Genomic DNA, 25,772 nt, shown 5'->3' on the forward strand with positions numbered 1-25,772 from the left:
TTCGAACCGGGACCCCGATCACATTCAGCAGGACCAGAAACCGCCGTATGCGACCCTCGGCCCCGGGTCGAGGGTGAAGGTCAGCCGATCGTCAAAGCGCCATGCGTCCACCGAATCGATTGCAATCTCGAGCTCCTCGGTGGCGAAGCCCGCGCCCCCTTGGCCGCCATCCAGGGACAGGATCACGCCGTTCAACAGCACCGTTGCCTCGCTCCCGTCCTCATTGGCCACCAGGATTGGTTCTTCGGTGCGGGTGCGGCGAAAGGAGCAGGTTTGCCCGGCGGGAACAGCCTCGTCGGAGAGCGGGGCGAGATCGAGTTCGGCCAGCAGTGTCGTATTCAGCGCGTCCGAGAGCGTGCCGCGCTCTGGCGCCGGATCTTCGTAGACCTCTCGCACGACCTCGCCCGCTTCAAGATCGTCGATCAGGGCGCGCATTTCGGCAATCTCCTGTTTCTGGGCGCCAGAGATGGCCTGCGCGAGCTTGGCAACGCGGGCGTCTTCTATTCCGGCCCGCTCCGAAGTCATGATGGCGATGGAGTGGTGGGGGATCATCGCCCGCATGTAGCTTTCGCCACTCACCGTGGTCTGGCTGCGCACCAGCCAGAGCGACAGTCCGAACACCGCGATGCTGCCTGCCAGGATGCCGATGTTGAGGGCGCGGCTGGGATACATGGAGGCCATGAAACCCATCATCACGAAGGCCATGGTCGCCCCCATGAGAATCGCCATGTACAGGCGCGTTTCACTGAAGAAGACATGCTCGAAAGCATATGTGTTCAGATACATCAGTACGAACATCACTACGGTGGAGGTCAGGATCATCAGGGCGAAACGAGTATATGTCATGGTTGCTCCAATCTTACGTGACTCAACGCGGGCGCGGGGCGGATGTGTTCCTGAAGGAGCCTGCCGCACCGTGTAGGAGGCCGTCTGCTTTGAGAGCCGGGTGCACCAAAGGCGCTCCAATATCAAACGCTGGGCGAAACAGGACAGGTCACTGGCCAAAAAGCGATAATCACGGCATCTGGGACGGTTTCGCCCTGAAACAAAGGGCCATCGCACACCGCCGGTGTCGGCAATAAAATGCCGCCCCGCAAATCGCCCTCCGGCATTTTCGATTCAGCAGGGAACTAACCTCGGGCGGCTGATGTTGAGGCGACATAACGCAAAGGAGGAAGATCCAATGTATAAGACACTGACCACTTCTGTTGCCGCCATCGCCCTGATGGCCGGTGCCACGTTCGCTCAGTCGGACAGCACCGCTTCCGAAGAGCTCAACCAGGCTGCCGACGAACTGGAGCAAGCGGCCGATGAGCTGGAATCCACTGGCGAATCCACTGCCCAGGCGACCGAGGACACGGCCGAAAGCGCCGCTGACTCTGTCGAGCAAACGGCTGAGGATGCCACCGACACGGCCGAAGACGCGACCGACGACGTCGCAGAGTCTGCCGAAAGCACCGCAGATGACATGACGGACGAAAACGTCGCGGCCGAAGCCGAAGCGGAGACCGATGTCGACCCCGGTACGCTGACCGCCGACACCGAAACCGACGCCGAGACGTCGGACGAGAACATGGCCGCCGACACCGAGACCGACACTGAAATGTCGGACGAGAACATGGCCGCCGACACCGAAACCGACACTGAAATGTCGGACGAGAACATGGCTGCCGACACCGAAACCGACACCGAGACGTCGGACGAAAACATGGCCGCCGACACCGAAATGGGTGCCGATGACGGTAACGCAGTCACCAGCACCGAAGGCGGCATGAGCTCGTCCTTCAGCGGTATGCTGGTCGGAGACATCCTGGGCCAGAACGTCACCACCCAAGCCGGTGAAGACGTCGGCGAGATCGACTATATCGTGCGCCAAGGCGAAGACCTTGCAGCCGTGATCGGCATCGGTGGCTTCCTTGGGTTGGGCGAATACACCGTCGCCATCCCGCTGGAAGAGTTCTCGATGGCCGCCGAAGGTGAAGGCCTCATGCTCAGCTCCTGGACCGAAGAAGAGCTGAAGGCACAGCCGGAATTCGACGAAACCGGTGTCGAGGGGCTGGAAGACGACGTGCCGCTCGACAACGCGATGTAAACGGTACTGCATTTGTAAGCAGGCATTCGGGCGTCCCCTCGTGGGGCGCCCTTTGTCGTGCGGGCAGGTGAAACCCGGCGAAAATTCCCTTTGTCAGCTTCCCGTCTGTGGGTATCCTGCCTCTGGCCTTGGGCCGGTATTGAAAACAAGACCCGGCGACACGCCGGGACACGTGGGAGACTTTTCATGGGACGTCGTGATGAATTGATCGCGAAATATGCGGATGAGCTCAAGACAAAGTGCGGGATGACCCCCGACATGGATCTTCTGACCAAGGTGACCGTGGGCTGCGGGCCGGCGATCTACAACGCCGATGCCTCGACCATCGCGGCAGGTCAGGAACACGAGCTTGAAACGGTCAAGGACAATTTCCTGGTCAAGAAACTGGGTCTTGCCGACGGTCCGCAACTGATGGACGCGATCAATCAGGTCATCGAGACCTATGGCAAGTCCGAGCGCAACAAGTACCGCGCCGTGATCTATTACATGCTGACCAAGCATTTCGGCAAGGAGTCGGCCTACGGCTGATCCTGGCCGAAGAAGCGCGCGGCGCCCGCCCGTAAGGCGGGCGTTTTGCGGTTCGGGCTCACGATGGACGCGCCCCTAGCGAGAGACGCCTTCCGCATTGCCGGAGCGTTTCGGCGCCGATCTCACCACCACCCGTGCGGCCGGCCCGCGCGTGCCGTCCGGTGCCACCAGGCGCAGGTCGAATGCGGCGTCGATCGGCTGGTGCTGCGGCGGCGGGCCTTCGTACCAGGCGTTGCCGAGTTCCAGCGTATCCGCCCCCGCCTCGCTGGGCATCACGGGCCCTTTGGGAAAGACGTGATCATGAAACCTCCCCTCGGCCAGGGTGATCTCGGTTCCGACCTGCCCCAGGGTGTAGGGCGCGCCGGGCGGCAACGCGATTTCGACATTGATATAGCCCATCCCGCCACACATCGACGACTCCCCCGGCGCTCCGCGCGCCAAAGAGGTCTTGCGGATGACCGGCTTCGTCCGGGCGACAAACGCGGCGATGTCGCCCGCCTCGGCATCCCCTGGTCGCGGCTCGTAGGCGGTGTAGAAAATCGCCGGCGGTTCGCAGGCGAAGGCAAGCGTGGGGGCCAGTGCAACAAGGCACGCGGCAAGGCAGTGACGTGGCGCCATGATTCCTTCCTCCTGCGCAGGTGTCAGGGCGCAGAATAACACGCCCTGTTTCCATCGGTCGCGCCAATGATGCAAAGGGTTCAATGCTGCGCAGGCCCAGGCAATCGGAGCGAGAAGGCCCTGAACCGAAAGCGAATTAGCTCGCTTTCCGGCTCTTGGAAGCCACCTCGGCTATCGCACGCAGGTCGCTGTAAGCAAATTCCGATGTGTCCTGGGCCGTTGCCCGGTCTTCATCCGAGTTTTCGATCCGGTCGAAATCGACGTAGAATGTAGACCCGATACCCAGCGCGCTGACATATCCGATCCTTGCGTCGTGGTGTTCAACGATCTGCTTGGTGATGTTGAGGCCGAGGCCGGTGCCGCCGACCTTCCGCACGTCGGAGGAATCGACCTGGCTGAACTTGCCGAAAACGCGTTCCTCGGCGTTTTCGGGGATACCCATGCCCTTGTCCTCGACCGAGATGCGAACACGGCTTCCCACGTTTTCGACGCGCACCTTCACGACACCGTTCTCCTTGGAGAATTTCAGGGCGTTGGACAAAAGATTGTTCATGACCTGAATCAGACGTTTCTGATCTCCCGAGATCACACACTCATCCTCGCAGGTGTGTAGTTCGACGCCGATCCCGAGCATGTCGGCATAACCCGAGATGGAGTCCACGGCCTCTTTGGCAAGGTCGTTCCCGCAGAGCGGCTGCATCTGGAAGTCGATCTCGCCTGCTTCGATCTTTTGCAGGTCTAGCAGATCGTCGATCAGGTTGGCGAGCCGGCGACTGTTCTTGGCTGCGATGTCGATGACCGGCTTGAAGTTCTGAGGCATCTCTCCAAGCACACCGTTCTTGACCAGCTCGAGCGACCCGATGATCGAGGTAAGCGGCGTGCGCAATTCATGGCTGACCGTGGACAGGAACTGTGACTTGACCTCCAGGGCCGCCTTGGTCCGCTCGTGCTCTTCCTCCATCAGCCTCATCTGTTCCAGCCGGTCCTGGTAGCCGCGGTAGAACTTGGCGGAGATGTCCACGATGAAGTATAGCACGAACATGATCGTGAAGAACTGCAGCCAGATCGGGGAGGTGATCGGCGGCAAGTAACGCACGACGTCCAGAAACGCGATGAACATGAACGTGACGCTGTAGATCGACAGGCGCAGGATCAGGATGCCGATCATCTGGCTGTTGTACATCGCCGCAAATAGCGAGGCCGAAAATAGGAAGAACAGCGATGTGAACTGGCCGCCCGTGGTCTGCTGAAAGGCTATGTTGGCGATGAAGACACTGATCGCCAAGGCGCTGATGGCGGTGTTGATGGCGATGCGTTTCAGCAGTTTACGGCCGAATACGGGATCTTCTCCGTCCCAGGCCTTGGCATGCACTCCGAGGATCTGATCGAGCATCTCCGTCAGCACGACAACGCCGTAACACGCGAAGATCGAGACCGGGTCGAAGTAGAATGCCGCCAGAACGGCAGCCGCGAAGAAGCTTGCCTGCCGTTGCCAGATCAACTGGTTGGACAGGACCATGTAGTCCTTGATCCTTTGTTCGCGGCCTTGTGAGGCAAACCAGTCTCCCGGTGCCGACCAAGTCCCCAATAGCGTTCTCATATCTGCCTCGTCGCTACAGAAGTTGGCTCACCCTACGAACCCTATTTGTTTAAATTCTGCCGTTAATCGGGCAGAAAGCGGTATTTCGTCGAACAATCCAAGGCAGAAAGGCTTGTGCGCGCGTTTTGTCATGCGTTTATTTCGTGCAATTGACGCCCAAATCCGGCCGCAATGTGCCGCATTGCATGGTTCGCCTTCGTGGCCGAATGTCACGCAGCCTCGGAACTGCCCGATTTGGAGGGCGCATACACGTCCGAAAGCGACGGGAAATCTATACTCGCATCCGGAAAATCCTCCAGCGGGCCGAAGACCGGCGTCCGGTCCAGTACCCTTTCGCGCTGCTGCTGGAAATTGGCGGTCAAAAGCTGGATCGGCTTGGTCAGGCCGGGATATGTGCGCGGCTCCAGCGCCGGTTCGTACGCCAGGTAACGACGATAGAACGCCGTGTGCTCGGCGCGTACCGGAGCCAGGGCCAGGTCGATGTCATAGAAGATCGACGCCAGAAACGGGATGCGCAACGTCAGAAAGTTCAACGGTATCCGTTGCCGTCTTGCAGACGCAGAGATAACAAAGCGGGTCGGATCGAGTATGGTTTTACCCGCCTTGAGCTGATCCAGAAGTTCCGGAAATACCTCGAGGGTCGGTGATTGCCAGCAAAGCTTTGACAGAAGATGCAGCCGGACCGCCGCTTGTATCCTGCCCTCCATCCGCACCGCGACATGCAGGCAGTTCGCCGTTTCGTCGAACGCGTCGGTCATTCTCTTGTCCGCCCTCGCCGGCACGGCGCCTTCGGCACGGTAGCACGCGTATCTCAGGCGATAGAGCTCTTCCAGATCGTCGTCGTCCGTCAGAACGGAGTAACGCGCCTTTCTGAGAGCTTCTATGACGTGTTCGTTCATTAACTGTCCTTCAAACCTGCGGTGTCAGGGCGTCGCGCGACACACCAGAAGGTCGCTGTAGCCGCGATACACGGATCGTTGATCGAGAATGTCAAAGCCGGCCGCCGTGACGGCCGCCGCGATTTCGTCCGCGGAGTGCGTCCAGTACGTGCCGTCCTGCTGCGCCTCGAATATTGCCTTGTTCTGCTTGGCGATCTGCCGGCCCTGCCAGAAGATCATGAGTGCACCGAACAGGCCATGTTCCTGCCGGATTCTGGAAAAGAGAAACCTGCGCCAGTCCTGAACATCCATCGGACGGCCAAGATCGACGAGATAGAGCAGCCCACCCCGACGCAGCATCCTGCGCATGTCGGCCAGCCGTTGATGCGGGTCCGGCATGGCATAAAGCGAATGCACGCTGATAAGGAGATCGGCCTCTTCCGGCACTTCGGCATTCTCCAGACCGACATTCTGGTACGTGACGTTCTTTCGAGCGGACAGTTTGACCTTTGCGGCCTGCATCATTCCGGGGTCGGGTTCCACGAGGCAGATACTGCTCTCAGGGCACAGGCGGGCCGCGATCTCGGTGTAGTTTCCCGTCCCGCCTCCGACATCGTAGATGATCTTGGGGGCGTCGATCTCTGCCAGGAACTCTTCGAACTCCCGCATCAACGCCTTATACTCTGGGTTGTGCCTCGACAGCAGGTCGTAGGCCGTCGCATAGGCGCTCCAGTCAGCGTTCGACGCGTAACCGGTGCCGTTTGTTTCAACAAGACTCACGGCGAACACGTCCTTCTGAAAGAGTTGCGACGGCATGTGCACATCCGCCAAATGAGGTGCGAAACCAATCGCAGGCCGGTAAAATCATTAGTAAATTTTTAGTATTTCAGACCGACATTGCAAGCCGCAAGGGCAACAAAGGGTTGATTCAACACCCATTGTTTCTGCTGACGGTTAGTTTTGATGCAAATCGGCCACAACTTCTGCCTGGCTTGGGGCTCATTATCGGGCGCAGGCCGCATGAAACGAGGGATGTGCGGCGATCGGAAGTGGTGATCAACCTTTTGGTGCATTATTGGTCGATGGACCGTCAGGCATTGATGCGGCGGAACCGTCCAGGACCGAACTGTGGCCAGGTTAAGGCAGCTACCACAAAACGGCAGTAAAATTATCCCGGTTTCGACAAAAAACGACCGAAATCCTCGCCGACAAGACCCGTGAAGCGCTGGAGCGCAATGGTCTTGGAGTTGTGATGTTCGTAATGCCGTATACTGACGGCCCGGTCGTTCTGGACCTGGTTGCACATTTTCTGGGCGTCGCGGAGCATGACAACATCAATGCTGCCCCGTCCGGGTATCAAGCGCGCCATGGCGGGCCCTCGATCGCCCCAACCGGCACTCCGTACGGGCCGCAATCGATGACCATCCCGGACCGCTGGCGTGCGTCATGCGCTGCGCCGCACCGGGCGTTTGCGGGCCCGGAGCCCGCCACATTGACGTCCTATAACCTTAAAAATCACCTTAAAGTTGTCTTAATTTAGCCGATTTCCAAGGTTTAACTATTAACGAGGTGGTTAAGGGTGCATCCGTCAGCAAAAGGGCCCTGAACCGTCACCTGTCAGGAGCCATGGAAATGCATCTACTTGCCGTAGACGACGAACCAACAATCCTCGAGCTGCTTCAGCTGATCATCCAGACGCTGGGTGACCATACCGTGATTACGGCAGCGTCTGCTGCCGAAGCTCTGGAGATACTGGAGAAGCCCGAGACGCCGGCGATCGATTGTTTCCTTATCGATATCCAGATGCCGGATACCGACGGGATCTCGCTTTGCGAGACGCTTCGCTTGCGCCCCGAGTACCAGCTGACGCCCATCCTGATGCTTACCGCGATGACCGACAAGTCCTACATCGACAGGGCCTTCCTCGCCGGCGCCAGCGACTATATCACCAAACCGTTCGACATCGACAACCTGCGCGGCCGCATCCAGCTGATCGATGACCTGTCCAGGAACAGCCGCCAAACCGTCATCAGCGCCAAGTCCAGCGCGAGCCCGGTCAAGACGGAAGCCACGACGCTGGCGCTTCATGACCCGATTTTCGTTCAGGACGTCGAGGGGTGCATCACCTATCTCGCGCTGGAGAACTACGTTTCGCTGATGTCGCGGAAAAAGCTCTTCGGATCGTCCATCATCGGATTCACCATCCGGGATATCGAGGAACTGCACAGGAAATCCACTCGCTACGAATACGAGTGCATCGTTACCGACGTGGCCGAGGCAATTTCGATCGCCCTGGAAGAGTACGGCGCGCTGATTTCCTATGCCGGGAACGGCACCTATCTCTGTGTTTTGGAATGCGGAACGCAATTGAGGCCGGACGCGCTTGCGGATCAGGTGAACATGACCCTGCGCGGGATGGAGCTTTATTCCAACGACGGTACGCCGATCAGTGCCTTCGTGTCGGCCGGCGAACAGGTTCGCCTGGTGTGGAAGTCTGGCCAGAGTGCGGTGGACGCGCTGGCAACGGCCCACGAAAGCGCAGAGCGCGAAAGCGGGCGCCACGCACGGAACCTGGAAGATTTCTGGTACGACAAACGCAGCATGAACATCTAGGAGAGCCCGGCCTGGCGTGGCCCCTTGAAGGGGCCCGCCGTGGCTGCTCGGATTTGCCCTGGCGCCTTCATGAGCGACAGGGGTGGCCTTGCGCGTGCCCAAGGTCGATTTGCAGCGAAGGGCTCAATTCGGTGTCGTGGCTTCCGGACTATGTGCGGAGGTGCAAATTCGACATGCGCGTGTCTTTTTTTGCCCAGCATAGAATCGCGACACCTGCGATGTGTAGCGAGTTCTTACAGCAAACATTTGAGGATGCGCGCGGCGACCGCCGATGCCCGGCGGTTGCCGCAATTCGCGCTCTGCGAGATGGCTGCGCCAGGCTGAACCACGCTCGCTCGCCTGCTAGCTGCAAGCCTCTCAAGCCAATGGCGAATTTGAATTTTACAGAAGTTTGATGGTGCCCAGGAGAGGACTCGAACCTCCACGTCCATACGGACACTAGCACCTGAAGCTAGCGCGTCTACCAATTCCGCCACCTGGGCAGGTGTCGTGGAGGGGCATTTAGACATGACGCCTCACCATGTCAACGAGGATTCGTGCGGATAATTCGCATTGGGCAATTCGCCTTGTCGATTTCGCCCATCACGTCTAGTAGAAAGGAACCCAAAGGCGCAGACGGGAGCACCAATCATGTCCAGGCTTGTCACCATTTACGGCGGATCGGGGTTTGTCGGCAGGTATATCGCGCGGCGGATGGCGCAAAAGGGCTGGCGCGTGCGGGTCGCTGTACGCCGCCCGCACGAGGCGATCTTCGTCAAACCCTATGGCGTGGTGGGACAGGTCGCGCCCGTGGCATGCAACATCCGTGACGACGCCAGCGTGCGCTCGGTGATGCACGGCGCGGATGCGGTGATCAACTGCGTCGGCACGTTCGAGCGGCGCGGCAAGAACAATTTCGACGCCATCCAGGTGGAGGGCGCGCGCCGCGTGGCGAAACTGGCGGCCGAGATGGGCGTCGACCGCATGGTGCAGATCTCGGCCATCGGCGCCGACACGGAGTCCGCCAGCATCTACGGCCAGACCAAGGCGAAGGGTGAAGAGGCCGTGCTGGAGCATATGCCCGGCGCCGTGATCCTGCGCCCGTCGGTCATCTTTGGGCACGAGGACAACTTCTTCAACCGGTTCGCGGGCATGACCAAGTTCTCGCCGGTGCTGCCCGTTGTGGGGGGCAGCACCAAATTCCAGCCGGTCTATGTCGACAACGTCGCCGAGGCCGCGGTGATGGGCGCCACGGGCGAGGCCGCGCCCGGCATCTACGAGTTGGGCGGGCCGGACGTGCACACCTTCCGCGAACTGATGCAGCAGATGCTGGAAGTGATCCGCCGCCGTCGCCTGATCATGAACATCCCCTTCGCGGTTGCGCGGCCCCTGGGGGCGGTGATGGACGGGGTCCAGTTTCTCAGCGGCGGGCTGATCCCGGCGCAGATCACGCGTGACCAGGTCGCCAGCCTTGGCCGCGACAATGTCGCCTCCGACGATGCCAGGGGTTTTGCCGCGCTGGGCATCCGGCCCACGGCGATGGAAGCTGTGCTGCCCGACTATCTGTGGCGCTTCCGCCCGTCGGGCCAGTATTCCGACATCAAGGAGTCGGCGCGCAACCTGCGCGAGGGATGATCCCCCGCGCGATCTGTGCCGCGCTGATCGTTTTGCTGGGGACGCTTGGTGCCGCTGCGCAACCGATCCCCGAAAAGCAGGCGCAGCTGTTTCTCGAATTCGCGCGCGACGTGTCGGGCGAAGACCCGCAGGTCATGGATACCGCGCAGCGTCTGATCGAAACGCCGCCCACCACGCGCGAAGCCATTGGTTATTACGGTCTCGAGAACGCCCCGGCGGCAGAGCGCACGCTGCGCGGGATCATCAGCCTGCTCGACGCCCGCGGTCACATCCACGGGTTCGAGGACAAGTATATCTACGAGATGCCGCTGGTGCTGGAACAGCAAGGCCTGGCCGATTTCGCAGGCGACCCGCAAAGGGATATCATGACCCTATTTCCCGGCGAGATAGACCCAGAAACCGGGCCAACTGCCGATCAATGGCGCGCCTTCCGCAAGGGCTTTGGCGGGCATGTCCGCGCGATCGAGGGGGCGACGGCGCGCAAGGGGCATGTGCTCCTGTCGCTGGATCTGCCGCTGGGCGACACGTTGCACCTGTGGTGCGCCTCGCCCGCGATGGCAGAGAAATGGCGCGGACAAGTTCTGTATTTCGGAAGAAATACGCTCGACGGTTCGTACTTCACCACCTTCTCGACCGTGACCGTCGCCGTGACAGATCCGGCCTGGAACGACTACTGGGGATTCCTGACCTATGCGCTGTTCATCCCCGAGCGTTTCAGTGACCTGCCGGATTACGAATAAGCCACGACCAGCAGCACGACACCCAGAACGATCCGGTAGACCACGTAAGGCGTGAACGACACGCTGCGCAACAGCCGCATCATCAGGGTCAGCGCCAGCAGCGCCGAGACAAAGGCGAAGGCGGCGGCAATGGCGCCGTCGCGGATCAGTGCGGTATTCGCGGTGAAGATCGCCTCGCCCCCCAGGAACACGCCGCTTTCGATGATCACCGGGATCGACATCAGCATCGACAGCCGCGCAGCGTCGGACCGGCCGTAGCCCATGAACCGCGCACCGGTGATGGTGATGCCGGATCGCGACGTGCCGGGGATCAGCGCGATGGCCTGCCAGACACCCATTACCATCGCGTCACGCAGTGACCAGTCAGCGGCCTTGCGTGTCGCCTCGCCCGCCTGGTCCGCCCAATAAAGGACGATGCCGAAAACCAGCATCGTCCAGCCGATCACGGCGATCGACCGCATGTCCTCGTCCAGCCCCGTCATTTTCAAGAGCAAGCCGAACGCCACCACAGGGATAGACGACACGATCAGCAGAAAAGCCAGTCTCGCCCCGTCAGTGTCGATCCGCCCCGTCAGGGCGCGGGGCAGGCCCGACAGCGCCAGCTTCACGTCCGACCAGAAATACAGGATCACCGCGAAAAGCGTGCCCACATGCACCGCCACGTCGATCGCCTGTCCCTGGTCCTCGAGCCCGGTCAGGCCCGGCAGAAGGATCAGGTGGCCCGAGGACGACACCGGCAGGAACTCGGTAATCCCCTGGATCACCGCGACCAGGATGAGATGGAAAAGTGGCATATGCGCTGCTCTGCTCTTTTAAACCAGCTATACCGCATGGACCTACGGAAGAAAGAGGACATTTAAGTCCGAATCGGACCCAAGTTTTTGATCAAACTTGACGCAAGCCGGGATGGAAGATAGAAATAATGGAATATAGGTCAACTGTACTGACTTTATTTTACCATGACCTTGCACTAAACCATGTGGACCTAGGCGATCTTTGGAGAGAATCGTGGCAAAAACACCGATGCTGAAATTCGTGTCCGTCGAGCGGCACATGCCCACCAAGCGCACCGCTGATGCGCGGCGGGAAGATTTCAACGAGATCTATGCCGAATACGCCGACGATAAGGCAGCAGAGCAGTCCGGCCGCTGCAGCCAGTGCGGCGTGCCCTATTGCCAGAACCATTGCCCGCTGCACAACAACATCCCCGACTGGCTGCGCCTGACCGCCGAGGGGCGGTTGCAGGAGGCCTACGAGGTCAGCCAGGCCACCAACACCTTCCCAGAGATTTGTGGCCGCATCTGCCCGCAGGACCGCCTGTGCGAAGGCAATTGCGTGATCGAGAAATCGGGCCACGGCACGGTCACGATCGGCGCGGTCGAGAAATACATCACCGACACCGCGTGGGAGGAAGGCTGGGTGCAGCCCATCGCGCCTAGCCAAGAACGCGAGGAAAGCGTCGGCATCATCGGCGCGGGCCCTGGCGGGCTGGCGGCGGCGGACGTGCTGCGCAACGCCGGCGTGCAGGTTACGGTCTACGACCGCTATGATCGCGCCGGCGGCTTGATGACCTACGGCATCCCCGGCTTCAAGCTGGAAAAGCACGTGGTGATGCGCCGTGTCGAACAACTGGAAAAAGGTGGCGTCGAATTCGTGCTGAACTGCGACGTGGGCAAGGACATCACCTTTGACGAGATCCGCCAGAAACACACTGCCGTCCTCATTGCGACGGGCGTCTACAAGAGCCGCGAACTGCCCGGCCCCGGCGCGGGCGCCGCAGGCATCGTGCGGGCCATCGACTATCTGACCGCCAGCAATCGCAAGAGTTTCGGCGACGATGTGCCCGAGTTCGAAAGCGGCGAGCTGAACGCCGAGGGCAAGCGCGTCGTCGTGATCGGCGGCGGCGACACCGCGATGGACTGTGTGCGCACCGCGATCCGGCAGGGCGCCACCAGCGTCAAATGTCTCTATCGCCGCGACCGGGCCAACATGCCGGGCAGCCAGCGCGAGGTGATGAATGCCGAGGAAGAAGGCGTCGACTTCCAGTGGCTTTCCGCGCCCAAGGCCTTCCACGGCGATCCAGTGACCTCCGTGAAGGTGCAGCAGATGCGCCTTGGCTCGCCCGACGCGACGGGCCGTCAAAGCCCCGAGGAAATCGAGGGCGCGGATTACGACGAGCCCGCCGATCTGGTGATCAAGGCGCTGGGCTTCGAGGCCGAGGAACTGCCGACGCTGTGGAACCAGGACGAGTTGACCGTGACCCGCTGGGGCACGATCCGGGCCGAGTTCACCAGCGGCAAGACCTCGCTTCCGGCCGTCTACGCCGTGGGCGACATCGTGCGCGGCGCGAGTCTGGTTGTCTGGGCCATCCGCGACGGGCGGGATGCCGCAGCGGCAATCCTCGAAGAGATGGACGCCGGCGCAACGGCGGTGGCGGCGGAATAAGCGCTTATCGCCGCATTAGAGACTGTTTCAGGGCCCTGCCCGCACCCACTGAAAGGGTATAGTGATGACGAAATTCGATGAGAACTGGGCCTCGCAGGAAGAGGCCAAGCGCAAGTGGATGGCCGAGAACGGCATGTATTCCGAAGCGGAAGAGCATTCCTCCTGCGGCGTCGGTCTGGTGGTTTCGATCAACGGTAAGGAAAGCCGCAAGGTGGTCGAGGCCGGCATCGACGCTTTGAAGGCGATCTGGCACCGCGGCGCCGTGGACGCCGACGGCAAGACCGGCGACGGGGCCGGCATCCACATCCAGATCCCGGCACCGTTCTTCTATGACCAGGTCCGCCGCACCGGCCACGAGCCGCGCGAGGATCAGTTGCTGGCCGTGGGCCAGGTCTTTCTGCCCCGCACCGATTTCGGGGCGCAGGAAACCTGCCGGACCATCGTGGAAACCGAAGTGCTGCGCATGGGGCATTACATCTACGGCTGGCGCCACGTGCCCGTCGATATCAGCGTGCTGGGTGAAAAGGCCAACGCCACCCGTCCCGAGATCGAGCAGATCCTGATTTCCAATGCCAAGGGCATCAACGAGGAGGATTTCGAGCGCGAACTGTACGTCATCCGCCGTCGGATCGAGAAAGCCGCAGCTGCGGCGGGCGTCGGACAGCTCTACATCGCGTCGCTGTCCTGCCGCAGCATCATCTACAAGGGCATGATGCTGGCCGAGCAGGTCGCGGAGTTCTATCCCGACCTCAAGGACGAGCGCTTCAAGTCCAACTTCGCCATCTATCACCAGCGCTATTCCACCAACACCTTTCCGCAATGGTGGCTCGCGCAGCCTTTCCGCATGCTGGCCCATAACGGCGAGATCAACACGCTGAAGGGCAACACCAACTGGATGAAGAGCCACGAGATCCGCATGGCCTCGCAATCCTTTGGCGAGATGGCCGAGGACATCAAGCCGATCATCGCCCAAGGATCGTCGGATTCCGCCGCATTGGACTCTGTTTTCGAGGTTCTGGTGCGCGCCGGCCGCTCTGCCCCCATGGCCAAGACGATGCTGGTGCCCGAAAGCTGGTCCAAGCAGGCCGAGGAACTGCCGCAGGCATGGCGCGACATGTATTCCTACTGCAACTCCGTGATGGAGCCCTGGGACGGACCCGCGGCGCTCGCCATGACGGATGGCCGCTGGGTTTGCGCCGGGCTCGACCGGAACGGCCTGCGCCCGATGCGCTATGTGGTGACGGGCGACGGCCTTGTCATCGCCGGGTCCGAGGCCGGGATGGTTCCGGTCGACGAGGCCACCGTGCGCGAAAAAGGCGCGCTTGGTCCGGGCCAGATGCTGGCCATCGATACCGAAAAGGGCGTTCTTTACCACGACACCGAGATCAAGGACAAACTGGCCCGCGCCCTGCCCTTCGACGAATGGGTCGGCAAGATCACCGACCTCGACGAACAACTGGCCGGCGTGACCGAGACGGCGACGTGTTCGGGCACCGACCTGCGCCGCCGTCAGATCGCCGCCGGCTACTCGGTCGAGGAACTCGAAGGCGTGCTGGCCCCCATGGCAGAGGACGGCAAGGAAGTCGTGGCCAGCATGGGCGACGACACGCCCAGCGCGGTTCTTTCCAAGAAATACCGCCCGCTCAGTCACTATTTCCGCCAGAACTTCAGCCAGGTGACCAACCCGCCGATCGACAGCCTGCGCGAGTTCCGCGTCATGAGCCTCAAGACCCGGTTCGGCAACCTCAAGAACGTGCTGGACGAATCGAGCGCCCAGACCGAGATCATGGTTCTTGAAAGCCCCTTTGTCGGCAACGCGCAATGGCAGGCCATGCTGGGTTGCCTGAACGCCGAGGTGTGCGAGATCGACTGCACATTCGAGGCCGGTACCGGCGCGTTGCGCAACGGGCTGGAACGGATCCGCGCCGAGGCCGAGGATGCGGTGCGCTCGGGCTCGGGGCATATCGTCCTGACCGACCAAGGCGTGAGCGAGACACGCGTCGGGATGCCGATGATCCTGGCCACCAGCGCGGTGCACAGCCACCTGACCCGCAAGGGCCTGCGCACCTTCACCAGCCTGAACGTGCGGTCCGCCGAATGCATCGACCCGCATTACTTTGCCGTGCTGATCGGCGCCGGCGCGACCGTGGTCAACGCCTACCTTGCCGAGGACAGCCTGGCCGACCGCATCGACCGCGGCCTGCTGGACTGTTCGCTGACCGAGGCCGTGGCGCGCTATCGTCTGGCGATCGACCAGGGCCTGCTGAAAATCATGTCGAAGATGGGCATCAGTGTCATCTCGTCCTATCGCGGCGGTCTGAACTTCGAGGCCGTGGGCCTGAGCCGCGCCATGTGCGCCGAGTATTTCCCGGGCCTCACCAGCCGCATCTCCGGTATCGGGATCAGCGGCATCCAGGCCAAGCTGGAGGAAATCCACGCCACCGCCTTCCGCGGCGGCAAGAACGTGCTGCCCATCGGCGGTTTCTACAAGTCCCGCAAATCGGGCGAGACCCACGCCTGGGGCGCGCAGACGATGCACATGATGCAGATGGCCTGCAACAAGGCCAGCTTCGAGCTGTGGAAACGCTACAGCCAGGCGATGCAGGCCAATCCGCCGATTCACCTGCGCGACCTCATGGCGATCAAGCCCATGGGCGAGGCCGTGCCTCTGGAAGAGGTGGAAAGCGTCACCGCGATCCGCAAGCGGTTCGTCACGCCAGGCATGTCGCTGGGGGCACTCAGCCCCGAGGCGCACAAGACGCTGAACGTCGCCATGAACCGCATCGGCGCGCGGTCCGACTCGGGCGAGGGCGGCGAGGATCCGGCACATTTCGTGCCCGAACCCAACGGCGACAACCCCAGCGCCAAGATCAAGCAGGTCGCCTCGGGCCGCTTCGGCGTGACGGCGGAATACCTCAACCAGTGCGAAGAGCTCGAGATCAAGATCGCCCAGGGTGCCAAGCCCGGCGAGGGCGGCCAGCTTCCGGGAATGAAAGTGACCAAGCTAATCGCGCGTCTGCGCCACTCGACCGAAGGCGTGACCCTGATTTCGCCGCCGCCGCACCACGACATCTATTCGATCGAGGACCTGGCACAGCTCATCTATGACCTGAAACAGATCAACCCGAATGTGAAGGTCTGCGTCAAGCTGGTGTCGCAGTCCGGTGTCGGCACCATTGCCGCCGGTGTCGCCAAGGCCAAGGCCGACGTGATCCTGATCTCGGGCCACAATGGCGGCACGGGCGCCTCGCCCGCCACGTCGATAAAATATGCCGGCCTGCCCTGGGAAATGGGCCTAACCGAGGCGCACCAGGTTCTGTCGATGAACAACCTGCGCGACCGCATCACCCTGCGGACCGATGGCGGCCTGCGCACCGGGCGTGACATCGTCATGGCCGCGATGATGGGGGCCGAGGAATACGGCATCGGCACCGCCGCCCTGATCGCGATGGGCTGCATCATGGTGCGCCAATGCCAGTCCAACACCTGCCCCGTGGGCGTGTGCACCCAAGACGAATCGCTGCGCGAGAAGTTCACCGGCAATGCCGACAAGGTGGTGAACCTGATCACCTTCTACGCCCAGGAAGTGCGCGAGGTGCTGGCCAGCATCGGCGCACGCAGCCTCGATGACGTGATCGGACGTGCCGACCTGCTGACCCAGGTCAGCCGTGGATCGGCGCACCTTGATGACCTTGACCTCAACCCGATGCTGATCACCGTCGATGGCGCCCAGCACATCACCTATGACCGCAACAAGCCGCGCAACGAGGTACCCGATACGCTGGACGCCGAGATCGTGCGCGACGCCGCGCGGTTCCTCAACGATGGCGAGAAGATGCAGCTTCACTATGCGGTGCAGAACACGCACCGCACCGTGGGCACCCGCGTCAGCAGCCATATCGTTCGCAACTTCGGCATGCGCAACGCGCTGCAACCCGATCACCTGACCGTCAAGCTGACCGGCAGCGCGGGTCAGTCCCTGGGTGCCTTCGCGGCACCGGGGCTCAAGATCGAGGTGTCGGGCGATGCCAACGACTATGTCGGCAAGGGCCTGTCGGGCGGCACCATCGTGGTGCGCCCCCCCATGGTCAGCCCGCTGGAGGCGGCCGATAACACCATCATCGGCAACACCGTGCTTTACGGTGCGACCGAAGGATACCTCTTTGCCGCCGGCCGGGCGGGCGAACGCTTCGCCGTACGCAACTCCGGCGCCAAGGTGGTGATCGAGGGCTGCGGCAGCAACGGCTGCGAATACACGACCGGTGGTATCGCCGTGATCCTCGGCTCGGTCGGAGCGAACTTTGCCGCGGGCATGACCGGCGGCATGGCCTTCCTCTATGATCCCGAAGGCGCCACCGACAAGCTGATCAACCGGGAATCCGTGGTGACTTGCCCGGTGACCGAGATCCACTGGCTGAGCGAGCTGAAAGGCCTGATCGAACGCCACGTCGATGAGACCGGCAGCGTCAAGGCCAGCGAGATCCTGCAATACTGGGAGGCCGAGAAAGACAAGTTCGTCCAGGTCTGCCCCAAGGAAATGCTGGGCAAGCTGGAGCACCCGATCGGCATCGAAGAAAGCGCCGTTCCGGCGGAATAGGGTCTGGATCGAGATCTTGCCGAGGGCGGACTCGACCTGCCCTCGGCCGAGATGCTTCGCGTCAGAAGAACGAGCCGATTGACCATCGGACCCCGGTTTGCACTATTGCGGGCAGCGATGGCCAGGAAACAGAGCAGCAGAAAATCCAGACCTTCGGTGATGGATCGGATCGCGGCCCCCGTGGTGTGGGCGCGCAACTGGGTCGTGCGCGTCTTCCTGATCGTCGTCGTGATCGTCTGTGGCACGGTCCTGGCGCATCGCTGGTGGGCCCCGCCGGACACGCTCTACATGAAGCAGGAAGCCCACCGCCTGGGCGAGATCCGGCACCAGTGGGTGCCGCTCGGTGATGTGGCGCCGGTCATGGCGCGGTCGCTGGTGGCGGCCGAAGACGCCAATTACTGTCTGCACTGGGGCTTTGACATGAACGCCATCCGCGATGCGCTGGAAGACGGCAGCGGTCGCGGCGCCTCGACCCTCAGCCAGCAGGTGGTCAAGAACGTCTATCTCTGGCACGGGCGCAGCTGGACCCGCAAGGCGCTCGAAGCGGCCCTGACCCCAGTGGTCGAGTTGTTCTGGTCGAAACGGCGGATCATCGAGGTCTACCTCAACGTCGCCGAGTTCGACGAGGGGATTTTCGGCATCGACGCCGCCGCACGCCACTATTTCGGCGTCGCCCCCGCCGCGCTGAGCGATGTGCAGGCCGCCCGGCTGGCGGCCATCCTGCCGAATCCCAAGGAGCGCTCCGCCTCTCAGCCCAGCGATGCCACCCGCAAGCGCGCCGCCGGCATCATGGACGGGGCGGCCACGATTCGCCGCGACGGGCGCGCGTCGTGTTTCGAGGATTGAAATGGACGCGGTTTGAGGGCATGGAAGAACAGATTCTCGCAAGCCGCCCGGAGTCATGATGGCCAAGCTGTACCACGTTCCCCTTTCCCCGTTCTGCCGGAAGGTGCGGCTCTGCCTGGCCGAAAAGCGGATCGAGTGCGAGTTGATCGAGGAACGCTACTGGGAGGCCGATCCCGATTTCCTGCGCCGCAACCCGGCGGGCAAGGTGCCCGTGCTGCGCCTTGATGGCATGACCCTGTCGGAAAGCACGCCGATCTGCGAGTACCTCGAAGACAAGTACCCCGAACCCGCCCTGCTGCCCAAGGCGCATGAAGGGCGCTACGAGGTGCGGCGGCTGGTGGCGTGGTTCGACGACAAGTTCCACCACGAGGTGTCGTCGAAACTGCTCTACGAGCGGGTGAACAAGAAGGTCATGGGCAAAGGCTTTCCCGACAGCACCAATGTCAAGGCGGGCGCCAAGGCGATCAAGTTTCACCTGGATTACATGGCATGGCTGCTGGACCGGCGCCGCTGGCTGGCGGGCGACGTGATGACTTTGGCAGATTTTGCCGCGGCCGCGCACCTGTCGAGCCTTGACTATATCTCGGATGTGGACTGGAACCGCTCGGACGTGGTCAAGGACTGGTACGCCAAGATCAAGTCGCGCCCGGCCTTCCGCAGCATCCTGGCCGACCAGGTGCCGGGTTTCCCGCCGCCGTCGCAATATGCCAATCTTGATTTCTGAGGGGCTTTGCCCCTCGGCCTACGGCCTCACCCCAGGATATTTTTGGCCAGAAGAAGAGCCATGGATGGGCTGAAACAGAGACTGGTTGCGCAGGCTTTGGCCGAAGGGTTCGACCTCTGCCGGGTGTGCCGGCCCGGCGACGTGCCGCAGGTGGCCGAGCGGTTGGCCGCGTTTCTGGAAAAGGGGTATCACGGGCAGATGGGCTGGCTCGCCGACCGGGCGGATTGGCGCGGCGCGCCCGATGTTCTGTGGCCAGAGGCGCGATCGGTGATCATGCTGGGCGAAAGCTATATGCCCGACACCGACCCGATGGCGACGCTGGCTGACCCCGAGGTGGGCACTGTTTCGGTTTATGCCCGCAACCGCGACTACCACGATGTGGTGAAGAAGCGGCTGAAGCGGCTGGCGCGCTGGCTGATCGCGGAGGCGGGCGGCGAGGTGAAGGTGTTCGTCGATACCGCCCCGGTGCCCGAGAAACCGCTGGGCGAGGCGGCAGGGCTGGGCTGGCAGGGCAAGCACACCAATCTCGTGAGCCGCGACATGGGCAGCTGGTTCTTCATCGGGTCGGTTTTCACCACGCTTGAAATCGACGCTGATCCGGCAGAAAATGACCATTGTGGCAGCTGCCGCGCCTGTCTGGATGTCTGCCCGACAGATGCCTTTCCGGCACCCTACCAGCTGGATGCGCGGCGCTGCATTTCCTACCTGACGATCGAACACAAGGGCCCCGTCGACGAGGAGTTGCGCGAAAAGATGGGCAACCGGATCTATGGCTGCGACGATTGCCTTGCGGTCTGCCCTTGGAACAAGTTCGCGGTCGAAGCGACCGAGCTGCGCTATCACGCGCGCGACGATCTCGTCGCGCCGCCGTTGGCAGAGCTGGCGCAACTGGACGATGCCGGATTTCGGGCGCGGTTTTCCGGCAGTCCGATCAAGCGCATCGGGCGGGACCGTTTCGTGCGCAACGTGCTTTATGCCATCGGCAACTCGGGCCGTACCGGTCTGACGCCGGTGGCGCAGGATTTGTGCGACGATCCCGACCCAACCGTGGCAGATGCGGCGCGATGGGCGGTAAAGCGGCTCGCGGATGCCGCAAACGGGCGCGATTAGCCCGCGGTTTGGCGTAAACCGAACCCCGAACGAGAGGGACCATTATGGCGATACTTCTGGGCGTGGATACCGGCGGCACCTATACCGACGCCGTTCTTGTGCGCGACGAGCGCGAAGTGATCGCCAGCGCCAAGGCCCTGACCACGCGGCAGGACTTGTCCATCGGCATCGGCAACGCGACCGAGGCGGTGCTGAGTCAAAGCGGCGTGACGCCCGATCAGATCGGGCTTGCATCGCTCTCCACCACGCTGGCCACCAACGCGCTGGTCGAGGGGCAGGGCGGGCGGGTCGCGCTGGTCTATATCGGGTTTCGTGAGCGTGACCTCGACACGCACGGCCTGACCGAGGCGCTGGCCGGGGACCCGGCGCTCGTGCTCAGTGGCGGGCACAATCACGCGGGCAGTGAGGCGGCAGCATTGGATGAAGGCGCGCTTTCCGCATGGTTAGACACTGAATTCGGCGTGTCTGCCTTTGCCGTCGCCAGCCAGTTCGCCACACGCAACCCCAGCCACGAGCTGCGCGTGGCCGAGATGATCCGCGCCGCGACCGCCAAGCCGGTCAGCTGCTCGCATCACCTGTCGGCCAAGCTGAATGGGCCCAAGCGGGCGCTGACCGCGCTCTTGAACGCGCGGTTGATCGGCATGATCGCGCGGCTGATCGAAAAGGCCGAAGCCACGCTCATCCGCTTCGGCATCGACGCGCCGCTGATGGTGGTGCGCGGCGACGGTGCCTTGATCTCCAGCGCGCAGGCGCGGGAGCGGCCCATCGAGACCATCCTCAGCGGTCCGGCGGCCAGCATCGTCGGCGCGCGCTGGATGACCGGCGCTACCGAGGCGTTGGTGTCGGACATCGGCGGCACGACCACGGACGTGGCGGTGCTGCGCGATGGCCGTCCCATGATCGACCCGGCGGGCGCGCAGGTCGGCCCCTGGCGCACCATGGTCGAGGCGGTCGCGATGCGCACCACCGGCCTGGGCGGCGACAGCGAGGTGCACGTCATCGACGAAGGGCTGGTCGGTGGCGTCACGTTGGGCCCGCGCCGTGTGGTCCCGGTCAGCCTGATCGCATTGGAAGACCCCGCAGCCCTGCATGCCGTGCTGGACGACCAGCTGCGCAACGACACGCCGGGCGAACATGACGGGCGCTTCATCCGCATCGTGCCGGGGATCGAGGCCGACGGACTGGGGCCGAAAGAGGCCGCTCTGCTGGAGCGGATCGGCACCGGGGTCCAGCCGCTGGGCGCGGTCCTGCGCAACCGGATGGACGGCGCGGCGTTGCGGCGACTGGTGGTGCGGGGTCTGGTGCAGGTCGCGGGCGTTACGCCTTCGGATGCCAGTCACGTGCTGGGGCGGCTCGATGCTTGGGATGCCGGGGCCGCGCGCAAGGCCGTGCAACTGGTCGGGCGCAAGCGCACCGGCAACGGCATGCGCCTGTGCCCCGAGCCTCAGACGATGGCGCAGATGATCGTCGATCAACTGACCCAACAGACAAGTTTGGCCTTGCTAGAGACTGCTTTTGCGGAGGATGACCACGACTTCGGCCTGCCTCCGGCGCAACTGGCGCGGCATGTCCTGATGCAGAAAGGGCTGGACCGGCATCGCGGCCTCGTGCGGCTCGACAGCGGGCTGAACGTGCCGGTGATCGGGCTTGGCGCCTCGGCCGGCAGCTATTATCCGGCGGTGGGCGTGCGCCTTGGCTGCGACATGATCCTGCCCGAACATGCCGGGGTCGCCAATGCCATCGGGGCGGTGGTCGGGCGGGTCACGATCCGGCGGCAGGGCACCATCACCAGCCCCGCCGAGGGCCGCTTTCGCGTGCATCTGGAAACCGGGCCGGAAGATTTTTTCGAGTCCGACAAAGCCATGGAGCGGTTGATAGACGTGTTGAAATCCGATGCACGTCAGACAGCCCTCGCCGCTGGCGCCGAGCATCTTCAAACCGGCATGACCCGCGATATCAGGACCGCGCAAGCCGAAGCGCGCGAGGTGTTCCTCGAGGCCACCATCACGGTGGAGGTCAGCGGCCGACCGCGCATCGCCACGTGACCGGGTCACACATCTGACGGCTGCGCTTGTGATCGGCGGATGCTACATTGAGTATTTGAGGAACGATGAAAGCGAGGGGGAGCGTACCATGCGGGCGGCCGAGAAATTTGACGCGGATATTGCCGGGCGCCTCGACGGGTTGCGCGACGACGGGCTGTATAAGACCGAGCGGGTGATCACCTCGATGCAGGCCGGCGAGGTGACGCTGGAAGGCGGGCACGAGGTGGTGAACCTCTGTGCCAACAACTACCTCGGCCTTGCCGACGATCCCGAGGTGATTGCCGCCGCCCACGATGCGCTCGTCCGTTACGGGTTCGGCATGGCCAGCGTGCGGTTCATCTGCGGCACGCAGGAAGAGCACAAGGCGCTGGAGGCGCGGATCGCGGGGTTTTTGGGGACAGAGGACAGCATCCTTTACGCCGCCGCGTTCGACGCGAATGCAGGTTTGTTCGAGACGATTCTGGGCCCCGAGGACGCCATCATTTCGGATGCGCTAAACCATGCCAGCATCATTGACGGCGTCCGCCTGTGCAAGGCGCAGCGCTATCGCTATGCTAACAGCGACATGGCCGACTTGGAACGCTGCCTGAAAGAGGCGACGGGCGCGCGCCACCGCCTGATTGCCACAGATGGCGTGTTCAGCATGGACGGCTATATCGCCAGGCTGGACCAGATCTGCGACCTGGCCGAGCGGTACGACGCGATGGTCATGGTCGACGATTGCCACGCCACCGGCTTTCTTGGCGCCACCGGGCGCGGCAGTCATGAGCATTGCGGCGTCATGGGGCGGGTCGATATCCTGACCGGCACGCTGGGCAAGGCGATGGGCGGTGCCTCGGGCGGGTACACGGCTGCAAGCGCGCCGGTAGTGGACTGGCTGCGCCAGCGCTCGCGGCCTTACCTGTTTTCCAACACGCTTGCCCCGGTGATCGCCGCCGCCTCCTTGCGCGTCTTCGACCTGCTGGGGGAACGCGGCGACGATCTGCGCGGTCGGTTGTGGGACAACGCCGCCTATTTCCGCGAGCGTATGGGCCAGCTGGGCTTCGAATTGCTGCCCGGTCAGCACGCGATCATCCCCGTCATGCTGCGCGACCCGAAGCTGGCGCAAGAAATGGCCAGGCGCCTGAACGAGCGCGGCGTCTATGTCACCGCCTTCAGCTTTCCGGTCGTGCCGCGCGAACAGGACCGCATCCGCACCCAGATGAGCGCCGCCCTGACGCGGCCCATGCTGGACCGCGCCATCGACGCGTTCGAGGCCGTGGGCCGCGAACTGGAGGTCATTTCATGACCGTCCTGCCCTCCGTCATCGAGGCCATGGAAGAGACGCCCTTGGTCGAATTGAGCCGTATCAGAGACACATTGCACCTCGATGGCCGCATCCTCGCCAAGCTCGATTACCTGATGCCGGGCTTTTCCAAGAAGGACCGCGCGGCACGGGCGATCGTCGAAGGCGCGCGCGCCATGGGCGACCTCGCGCCGGGCCAGACCGTGGTGGAATTGACCTCGGGCAACATGGGCACGGGGCTGGCCATTGTCTGCGGCGTGCTGGGGCATCCGTTCGTCGCGGTGATGAGCGAGGGCAATTCCGAGGAACGCGCCCGGATGATGCGCGCCTTGGGGGCGGAGGTGATCCTCGTCCCGCAGGCGCAAGGCAGCCGCAAGGGAGAGGTGTCCGGCGCGGACCTCGCGCTGGTCGACGCCGCCGCGCAGGAGATCACGGCAGAACGGGACGCCTACCGCGCCGACCAGTTCGAACGGGCCGGCAACCCCTGGCGCACAAGACGGGCACCGGGCCAGAGATCTGGGCGCAGTCGGGCGGCACGGTCACCGCCTTTTGCGACTTCATCGGCTCCGGCGGCACGCTGGCCGGGGTAACGGCTTATCTTGGACCAAAAGGCGTGCGCTGTTACGGGATCGACCCCGACAAACCCGATCATCCGATCCAGGGAGGCGGCTATTCCATGCCGGACCTCACGCACCTGAAAACCGCTGATCTGGCCGGAACAGTCACTGTTTCCGGTCGTGACGCCGCCGAGGCCGCCCGTCTCCTGGCCCGTACCGAAGGCATATTCGCCGGCTATTCCACCGGGGCCAACCTCGCCGGGGCGATCCAGCTGCTGGGCGGGCTCGAACAGGGCGGCACGATCGCCATCGTGATGTGCGACAGCGGCCTCAAATACCTCAGCACCGATTTGTGGGACTAGACCATGCAGAACCAGATGAAAGCCCTCGTGAAGTCCAAACCCGAACCGGGGCTGTGGATGGACCATGTCCCGGTCCCCGAACCGGGGCCGAGCGACGTGCTGATCAAGGTGAAGAAATCGGCCATCTGCGGCACTGACGTGCATATCTGGAAATGGGACGAATTCAGCGCCAAGACCGTGCCCGTGCCGATGGTCGTGGGCCACGAATTCGTGGGCGAGATCGTCGACATGGGCCCCGCCGCGCTGAAATACCAGATCGGCCAGCGGGTCAGCGGTGAGGGGCACATCGTATGCGGCGCCTGCCGCAACTGCCGCGCCGGGCGCGGGCACCTCTGCCGCAACACCAAAGGCGTCGGCGTCCACCGCCCCGGCAGCTTTGCCGAATATCTCTGCATCCCCGAGTCCAACGTCGTGCCGATTCCCGAGGATATCCCCGACGAGATCGCCGCCATCTTCGACCCGTTCGGCAATGCCGTGCACACGGCCCTGTCCTTCGACCTCGTGGGCGAGGACGTTCTGGTCACCGGCGCCGGCCCGATCGGCATCATGGGCGCGCTGGTCGCGCAGAAGGTCGGCGCGCGCAAGACCGTGATCACCGATATCAATCCCTATCGCCTGAACCTCGCCCGAGAGATGGGCGTGCAGCACGTCGTGGATGTCAGCCGCAAAGAACTGCGCGAGGTGATGGACGAGATCGGCATGACCGAAGGCTTCGACGTGGGGCTGGAAATGTCGGGCGCCTCGGCGGCCATGCAGCAGATGATCGCGCGCATGAACAATGGCGGCAAGGTCGCCCTGCTGGGCATCGCCCCCACCGAGTTTCCGGTCGACTGGAACACGGTCATCTTCAAGATGCTCCATATCAAGGGCATCTATGGCCGCGAAATGTACGAGACGTGGTACAAGATGATCGCGCTGGTGCAGTCGGGGCTGGACGTCTCCGGCCTGATCACGCACCGGATCGGCATCGACGACTTCGAGGAAGGGTTCGCCGCGATGATCTCGGGCAATTCCGGCAAGGTGGTGATGGACTGGGGCGAGTCCTGAAGCCATGAACCGGCCAACGACACGAATCTGACGGATTGGGTCAATTCATGTCGCCTGCGGACAGCTTCGCG

General features: G+C 62.9%; 22 protein-coding genes and 1 tRNA gene. 15 read left to right on the forward strand and 8 right to left on the reverse strand.

The window, feature by feature from the left end:
• Positions 1-24 precede the first annotated feature (24 nt).
• Positions 25-846 (reverse strand): DUF305 domain-containing protein, encoded by an 822-nt coding sequence (locus ACSQ76_RS00825; protein WP_437155076.1) that lies wholly within the window; start codon positions 844-846, stop codon positions 25-27.
• A gap of 337 nt (positions 847-1,183) precedes the next feature.
• Here ACSQ76_RS00825 and ACSQ76_RS00830 point away from each other — a divergent pair, with 337 nt between their 5' ends.
• Together ACSQ76_RS00830 and ACSQ76_RS00835 are read left to right on the forward strand one after the other, a co-directional pair.
• Complete coding sequence (locus ACSQ76_RS00830; protein WP_437155077.1) at positions 1,184-2,092, forward strand: hypothetical protein; 909 nt, start codon at positions 1,184-1,186, stop codon at positions 2,090-2,092.
• 186 nt (positions 2,093-2,278) lie between these two features.
• The gene (locus ACSQ76_RS00835) at positions 2,279-2,620 is read left to right on the forward strand and encodes a DUF2853 family protein (RefSeq protein ID WP_306128754.1); all 342 of its coding nucleotides are present in this window, start codon (positions 2,279-2,281) and stop codon (positions 2,618-2,620) included.
• 75 nt (positions 2,621-2,695) lie between these two features.
• Here the strand turns inward: ACSQ76_RS00835 and ACSQ76_RS00840 are convergent, their stop codons facing one another.
• The 5 genes from ACSQ76_RS00840 to ACSQ76_RS00860 all read right to left on the reverse strand — a co-directional run bounded on the left by ACSQ76_RS00840 (position 2,696) and on the right by ACSQ76_RS00860 (position 7,043).
• Entirely contained in the window at positions 2,696-3,238 is a 543-nt protein-coding gene (locus tag ACSQ76_RS00840) for a hypothetical protein (RefSeq protein WP_437155078.1), read from the reverse strand.
• A gap of 136 nt (positions 3,239-3,374) precedes the next feature.
• Positions 3,375-4,838: a sensor histidine kinase gene (locus ACSQ76_RS00845; protein ID WP_437155079.1), complete on the reverse strand. Its 1,464-nt coding sequence runs from the start codon at positions 4,836-4,838 to the stop codon at positions 3,375-3,377.
• A 209-nt stretch (positions 4,839-5,047) separates the two neighbouring features.
• Positions 5,048-5,737 (reverse strand): N-acyl amino acid synthase FeeM domain-containing protein, encoded by a 690-nt coding sequence (locus ACSQ76_RS00850; protein WP_437155080.1) that lies wholly within the window; start codon positions 5,735-5,737, stop codon positions 5,048-5,050.
• A gap of 24 nt (positions 5,738-5,761) precedes the next feature.
• On the reverse strand, positions 5,762-6,496 hold the full coding sequence (locus ACSQ76_RS00855; protein ID WP_437155081.1) for a class I SAM-dependent methyltransferase: 735 nt from the start codon (positions 6,494-6,496) through the stop codon (positions 5,762-5,764).
• Between the two features lie 388 nt (positions 6,497-6,884).
• Positions 6,885-7,043, reverse strand: coding sequence for a hypothetical protein (locus ACSQ76_RS00860; protein WP_437155082.1), 159 nt, complete (start codon positions 7,041-7,043; stop codon positions 6,885-6,887).
• Positions 7,044-7,348: 305 nt separating this feature from the next.
• Here ACSQ76_RS00860 and ACSQ76_RS00865 point away from each other — a divergent pair, with 305 nt between their 5' ends.
• Complete coding sequence (locus ACSQ76_RS00865; RefSeq protein ID WP_437155083.1) at positions 7,349-8,329, forward strand: response regulator; 981 nt, start codon at positions 7,349-7,351, stop codon at positions 8,327-8,329.
• A 395-nt stretch (positions 8,330-8,724) separates the two neighbouring features.
• Here ACSQ76_RS00865 and ACSQ76_RS00870 read toward each other — a convergent pair.
• A tRNA-Leu gene (locus ACSQ76_RS00870) sits at positions 8,725-8,811 on the reverse strand.
• Between the two features lie 148 nt (positions 8,812-8,959).
• Here ACSQ76_RS00870 and ACSQ76_RS00875 point away from each other — a divergent pair.
• Both ACSQ76_RS00875 and ACSQ76_RS00880 read left to right on the forward strand, forming a co-directional pair.
• Positions 8,960-9,943, forward strand: a complete 984-nt coding sequence (locus ACSQ76_RS00875; RefSeq protein ID WP_437155084.1) for a complex I NDUFA9 subunit family protein — start codon at positions 8,960-8,962, stop codon at positions 9,941-9,943.
• A complete protein-coding gene (locus ACSQ76_RS00880; RefSeq protein ID WP_437155085.1) occupies positions 9,940-10,683 on the forward strand; it encodes a hypothetical protein in 744 nt (247 codons plus the stop codon). The genes ACSQ76_RS00875 and ACSQ76_RS00880 overlap by 4 nt, the downstream gene beginning before the upstream one ends.
• On the opposite strand, the gene ACSQ76_RS00885 is transcribed toward ACSQ76_RS00880, so the two are convergent.
• Positions 10,674-11,477 (reverse strand): undecaprenyl-diphosphate phosphatase, encoded by an 804-nt coding sequence (locus ACSQ76_RS00885; protein WP_437155086.1) that lies wholly within the window; start codon positions 11,475-11,477, stop codon positions 10,674-10,676. The genes ACSQ76_RS00880 and ACSQ76_RS00885 overlap by 10 nt on opposite strands.
• Before the next feature lie 214 nt (positions 11,478-11,691).
• On the opposite strand from ACSQ76_RS00885, the gene ACSQ76_RS00890 reads away from it, so the two are divergent.
• The 10 genes from ACSQ76_RS00890 (at position 11,692) to tdh (ending at position 25,701) form a co-directional block, all read left to right on the forward strand.
• On the forward strand, positions 11,692-13,128 hold the full coding sequence (locus ACSQ76_RS00890; RefSeq protein ID WP_437155087.1) for an NAD(P)-dependent oxidoreductase: 1,437 nt from the start codon (positions 11,692-11,694) through the stop codon (positions 13,126-13,128).
• Positions 13,129-13,192: 64 nt separating this feature from the next.
• On the forward strand, positions 13,193-17,725 hold the full coding sequence (gltB, locus tag ACSQ76_RS00895) for a glutamate synthase large subunit (RefSeq protein ID WP_437155088.1): 4,533 nt from the start codon (positions 13,193-13,195) through the stop codon (positions 17,723-17,725).
• A gap of 159 nt (positions 17,726-17,884) precedes the next feature.
• Positions 17,885-18,571 (forward strand): monofunctional biosynthetic peptidoglycan transglycosylase, encoded by a 687-nt coding sequence (gene mtgA, locus ACSQ76_RS00900; protein ID WP_437155089.1) that lies wholly within the window; start codon positions 17,885-17,887, stop codon positions 18,569-18,571.
• 58 nt (positions 18,572-18,629) lie between these two features.
• Entirely contained in the window at positions 18,630-19,295 is a 666-nt protein-coding gene (fzlA, locus tag ACSQ76_RS00905; RefSeq protein WP_306128800.1) for an FtsZ-binding protein FzlA, read from the forward strand.
• A gap of 60 nt (positions 19,296-19,355) precedes the next feature.
• Positions 19,356-20,405, forward strand: coding sequence for a tRNA epoxyqueuosine(34) reductase QueG (queG, locus tag ACSQ76_RS00910; protein WP_437155090.1), 1,050 nt, complete (start codon positions 19,356-19,358; stop codon positions 20,403-20,405).
• A 44-nt stretch (positions 20,406-20,449) separates the two neighbouring features.
• Positions 20,450-22,450 carry a hydantoinase/oxoprolinase N-terminal domain-containing protein gene (locus ACSQ76_RS00915; protein WP_437155091.1) on the forward strand — a complete coding sequence of 667 codons (2,001 nt, stop codon included), beginning with the start codon at positions 20,450-20,452 and terminating at the stop codon, positions 22,448-22,450.
• Between the two features lie 88 nt (positions 22,451-22,538).
• Positions 22,539-23,738: a glycine C-acetyltransferase gene (locus ACSQ76_RS00920; RefSeq protein WP_437155092.1), complete on the forward strand. Its 1,200-nt coding sequence runs from the start codon at positions 22,539-22,541 to the stop codon at positions 23,736-23,738.
• A complete protein-coding gene (locus ACSQ76_RS00925; RefSeq protein WP_437155093.1) occupies positions 23,735-24,325 on the forward strand; it encodes a pyridoxal-phosphate dependent enzyme in 591 nt (196 codons plus the stop codon). Before ACSQ76_RS00920 ends, ACSQ76_RS00925 begins: the two co-directional genes overlap by 4 nt.
• Positions 24,250-24,654: a pyridoxal-phosphate dependent enzyme gene (locus ACSQ76_RS00930; RefSeq protein ID WP_437158134.1), complete on the forward strand. Its 405-nt coding sequence runs from the start codon at positions 24,250-24,252 to the stop codon at positions 24,652-24,654. Before ACSQ76_RS00925 ends, ACSQ76_RS00930 begins: the two co-directional genes overlap by 76 nt.
• 15 nt (positions 24,655-24,669) lie before the next feature.
• Positions 24,670-25,701 (forward strand): L-threonine 3-dehydrogenase, encoded by a 1,032-nt coding sequence (gene tdh, locus ACSQ76_RS00935; protein ID WP_437158135.1) that lies wholly within the window; start codon positions 24,670-24,672, stop codon positions 25,699-25,701.
• Positions 25,702-25,772: the final 71 nt, after the last annotated feature.

It is taken from the genome of Roseovarius sp. B08 (genome assembly GCF_051417955.1).
Lineage (GTDB): Bacteria > Pseudomonadota > Alphaproteobacteria > Rhodobacterales > Rhodobacteraceae > Roseovarius.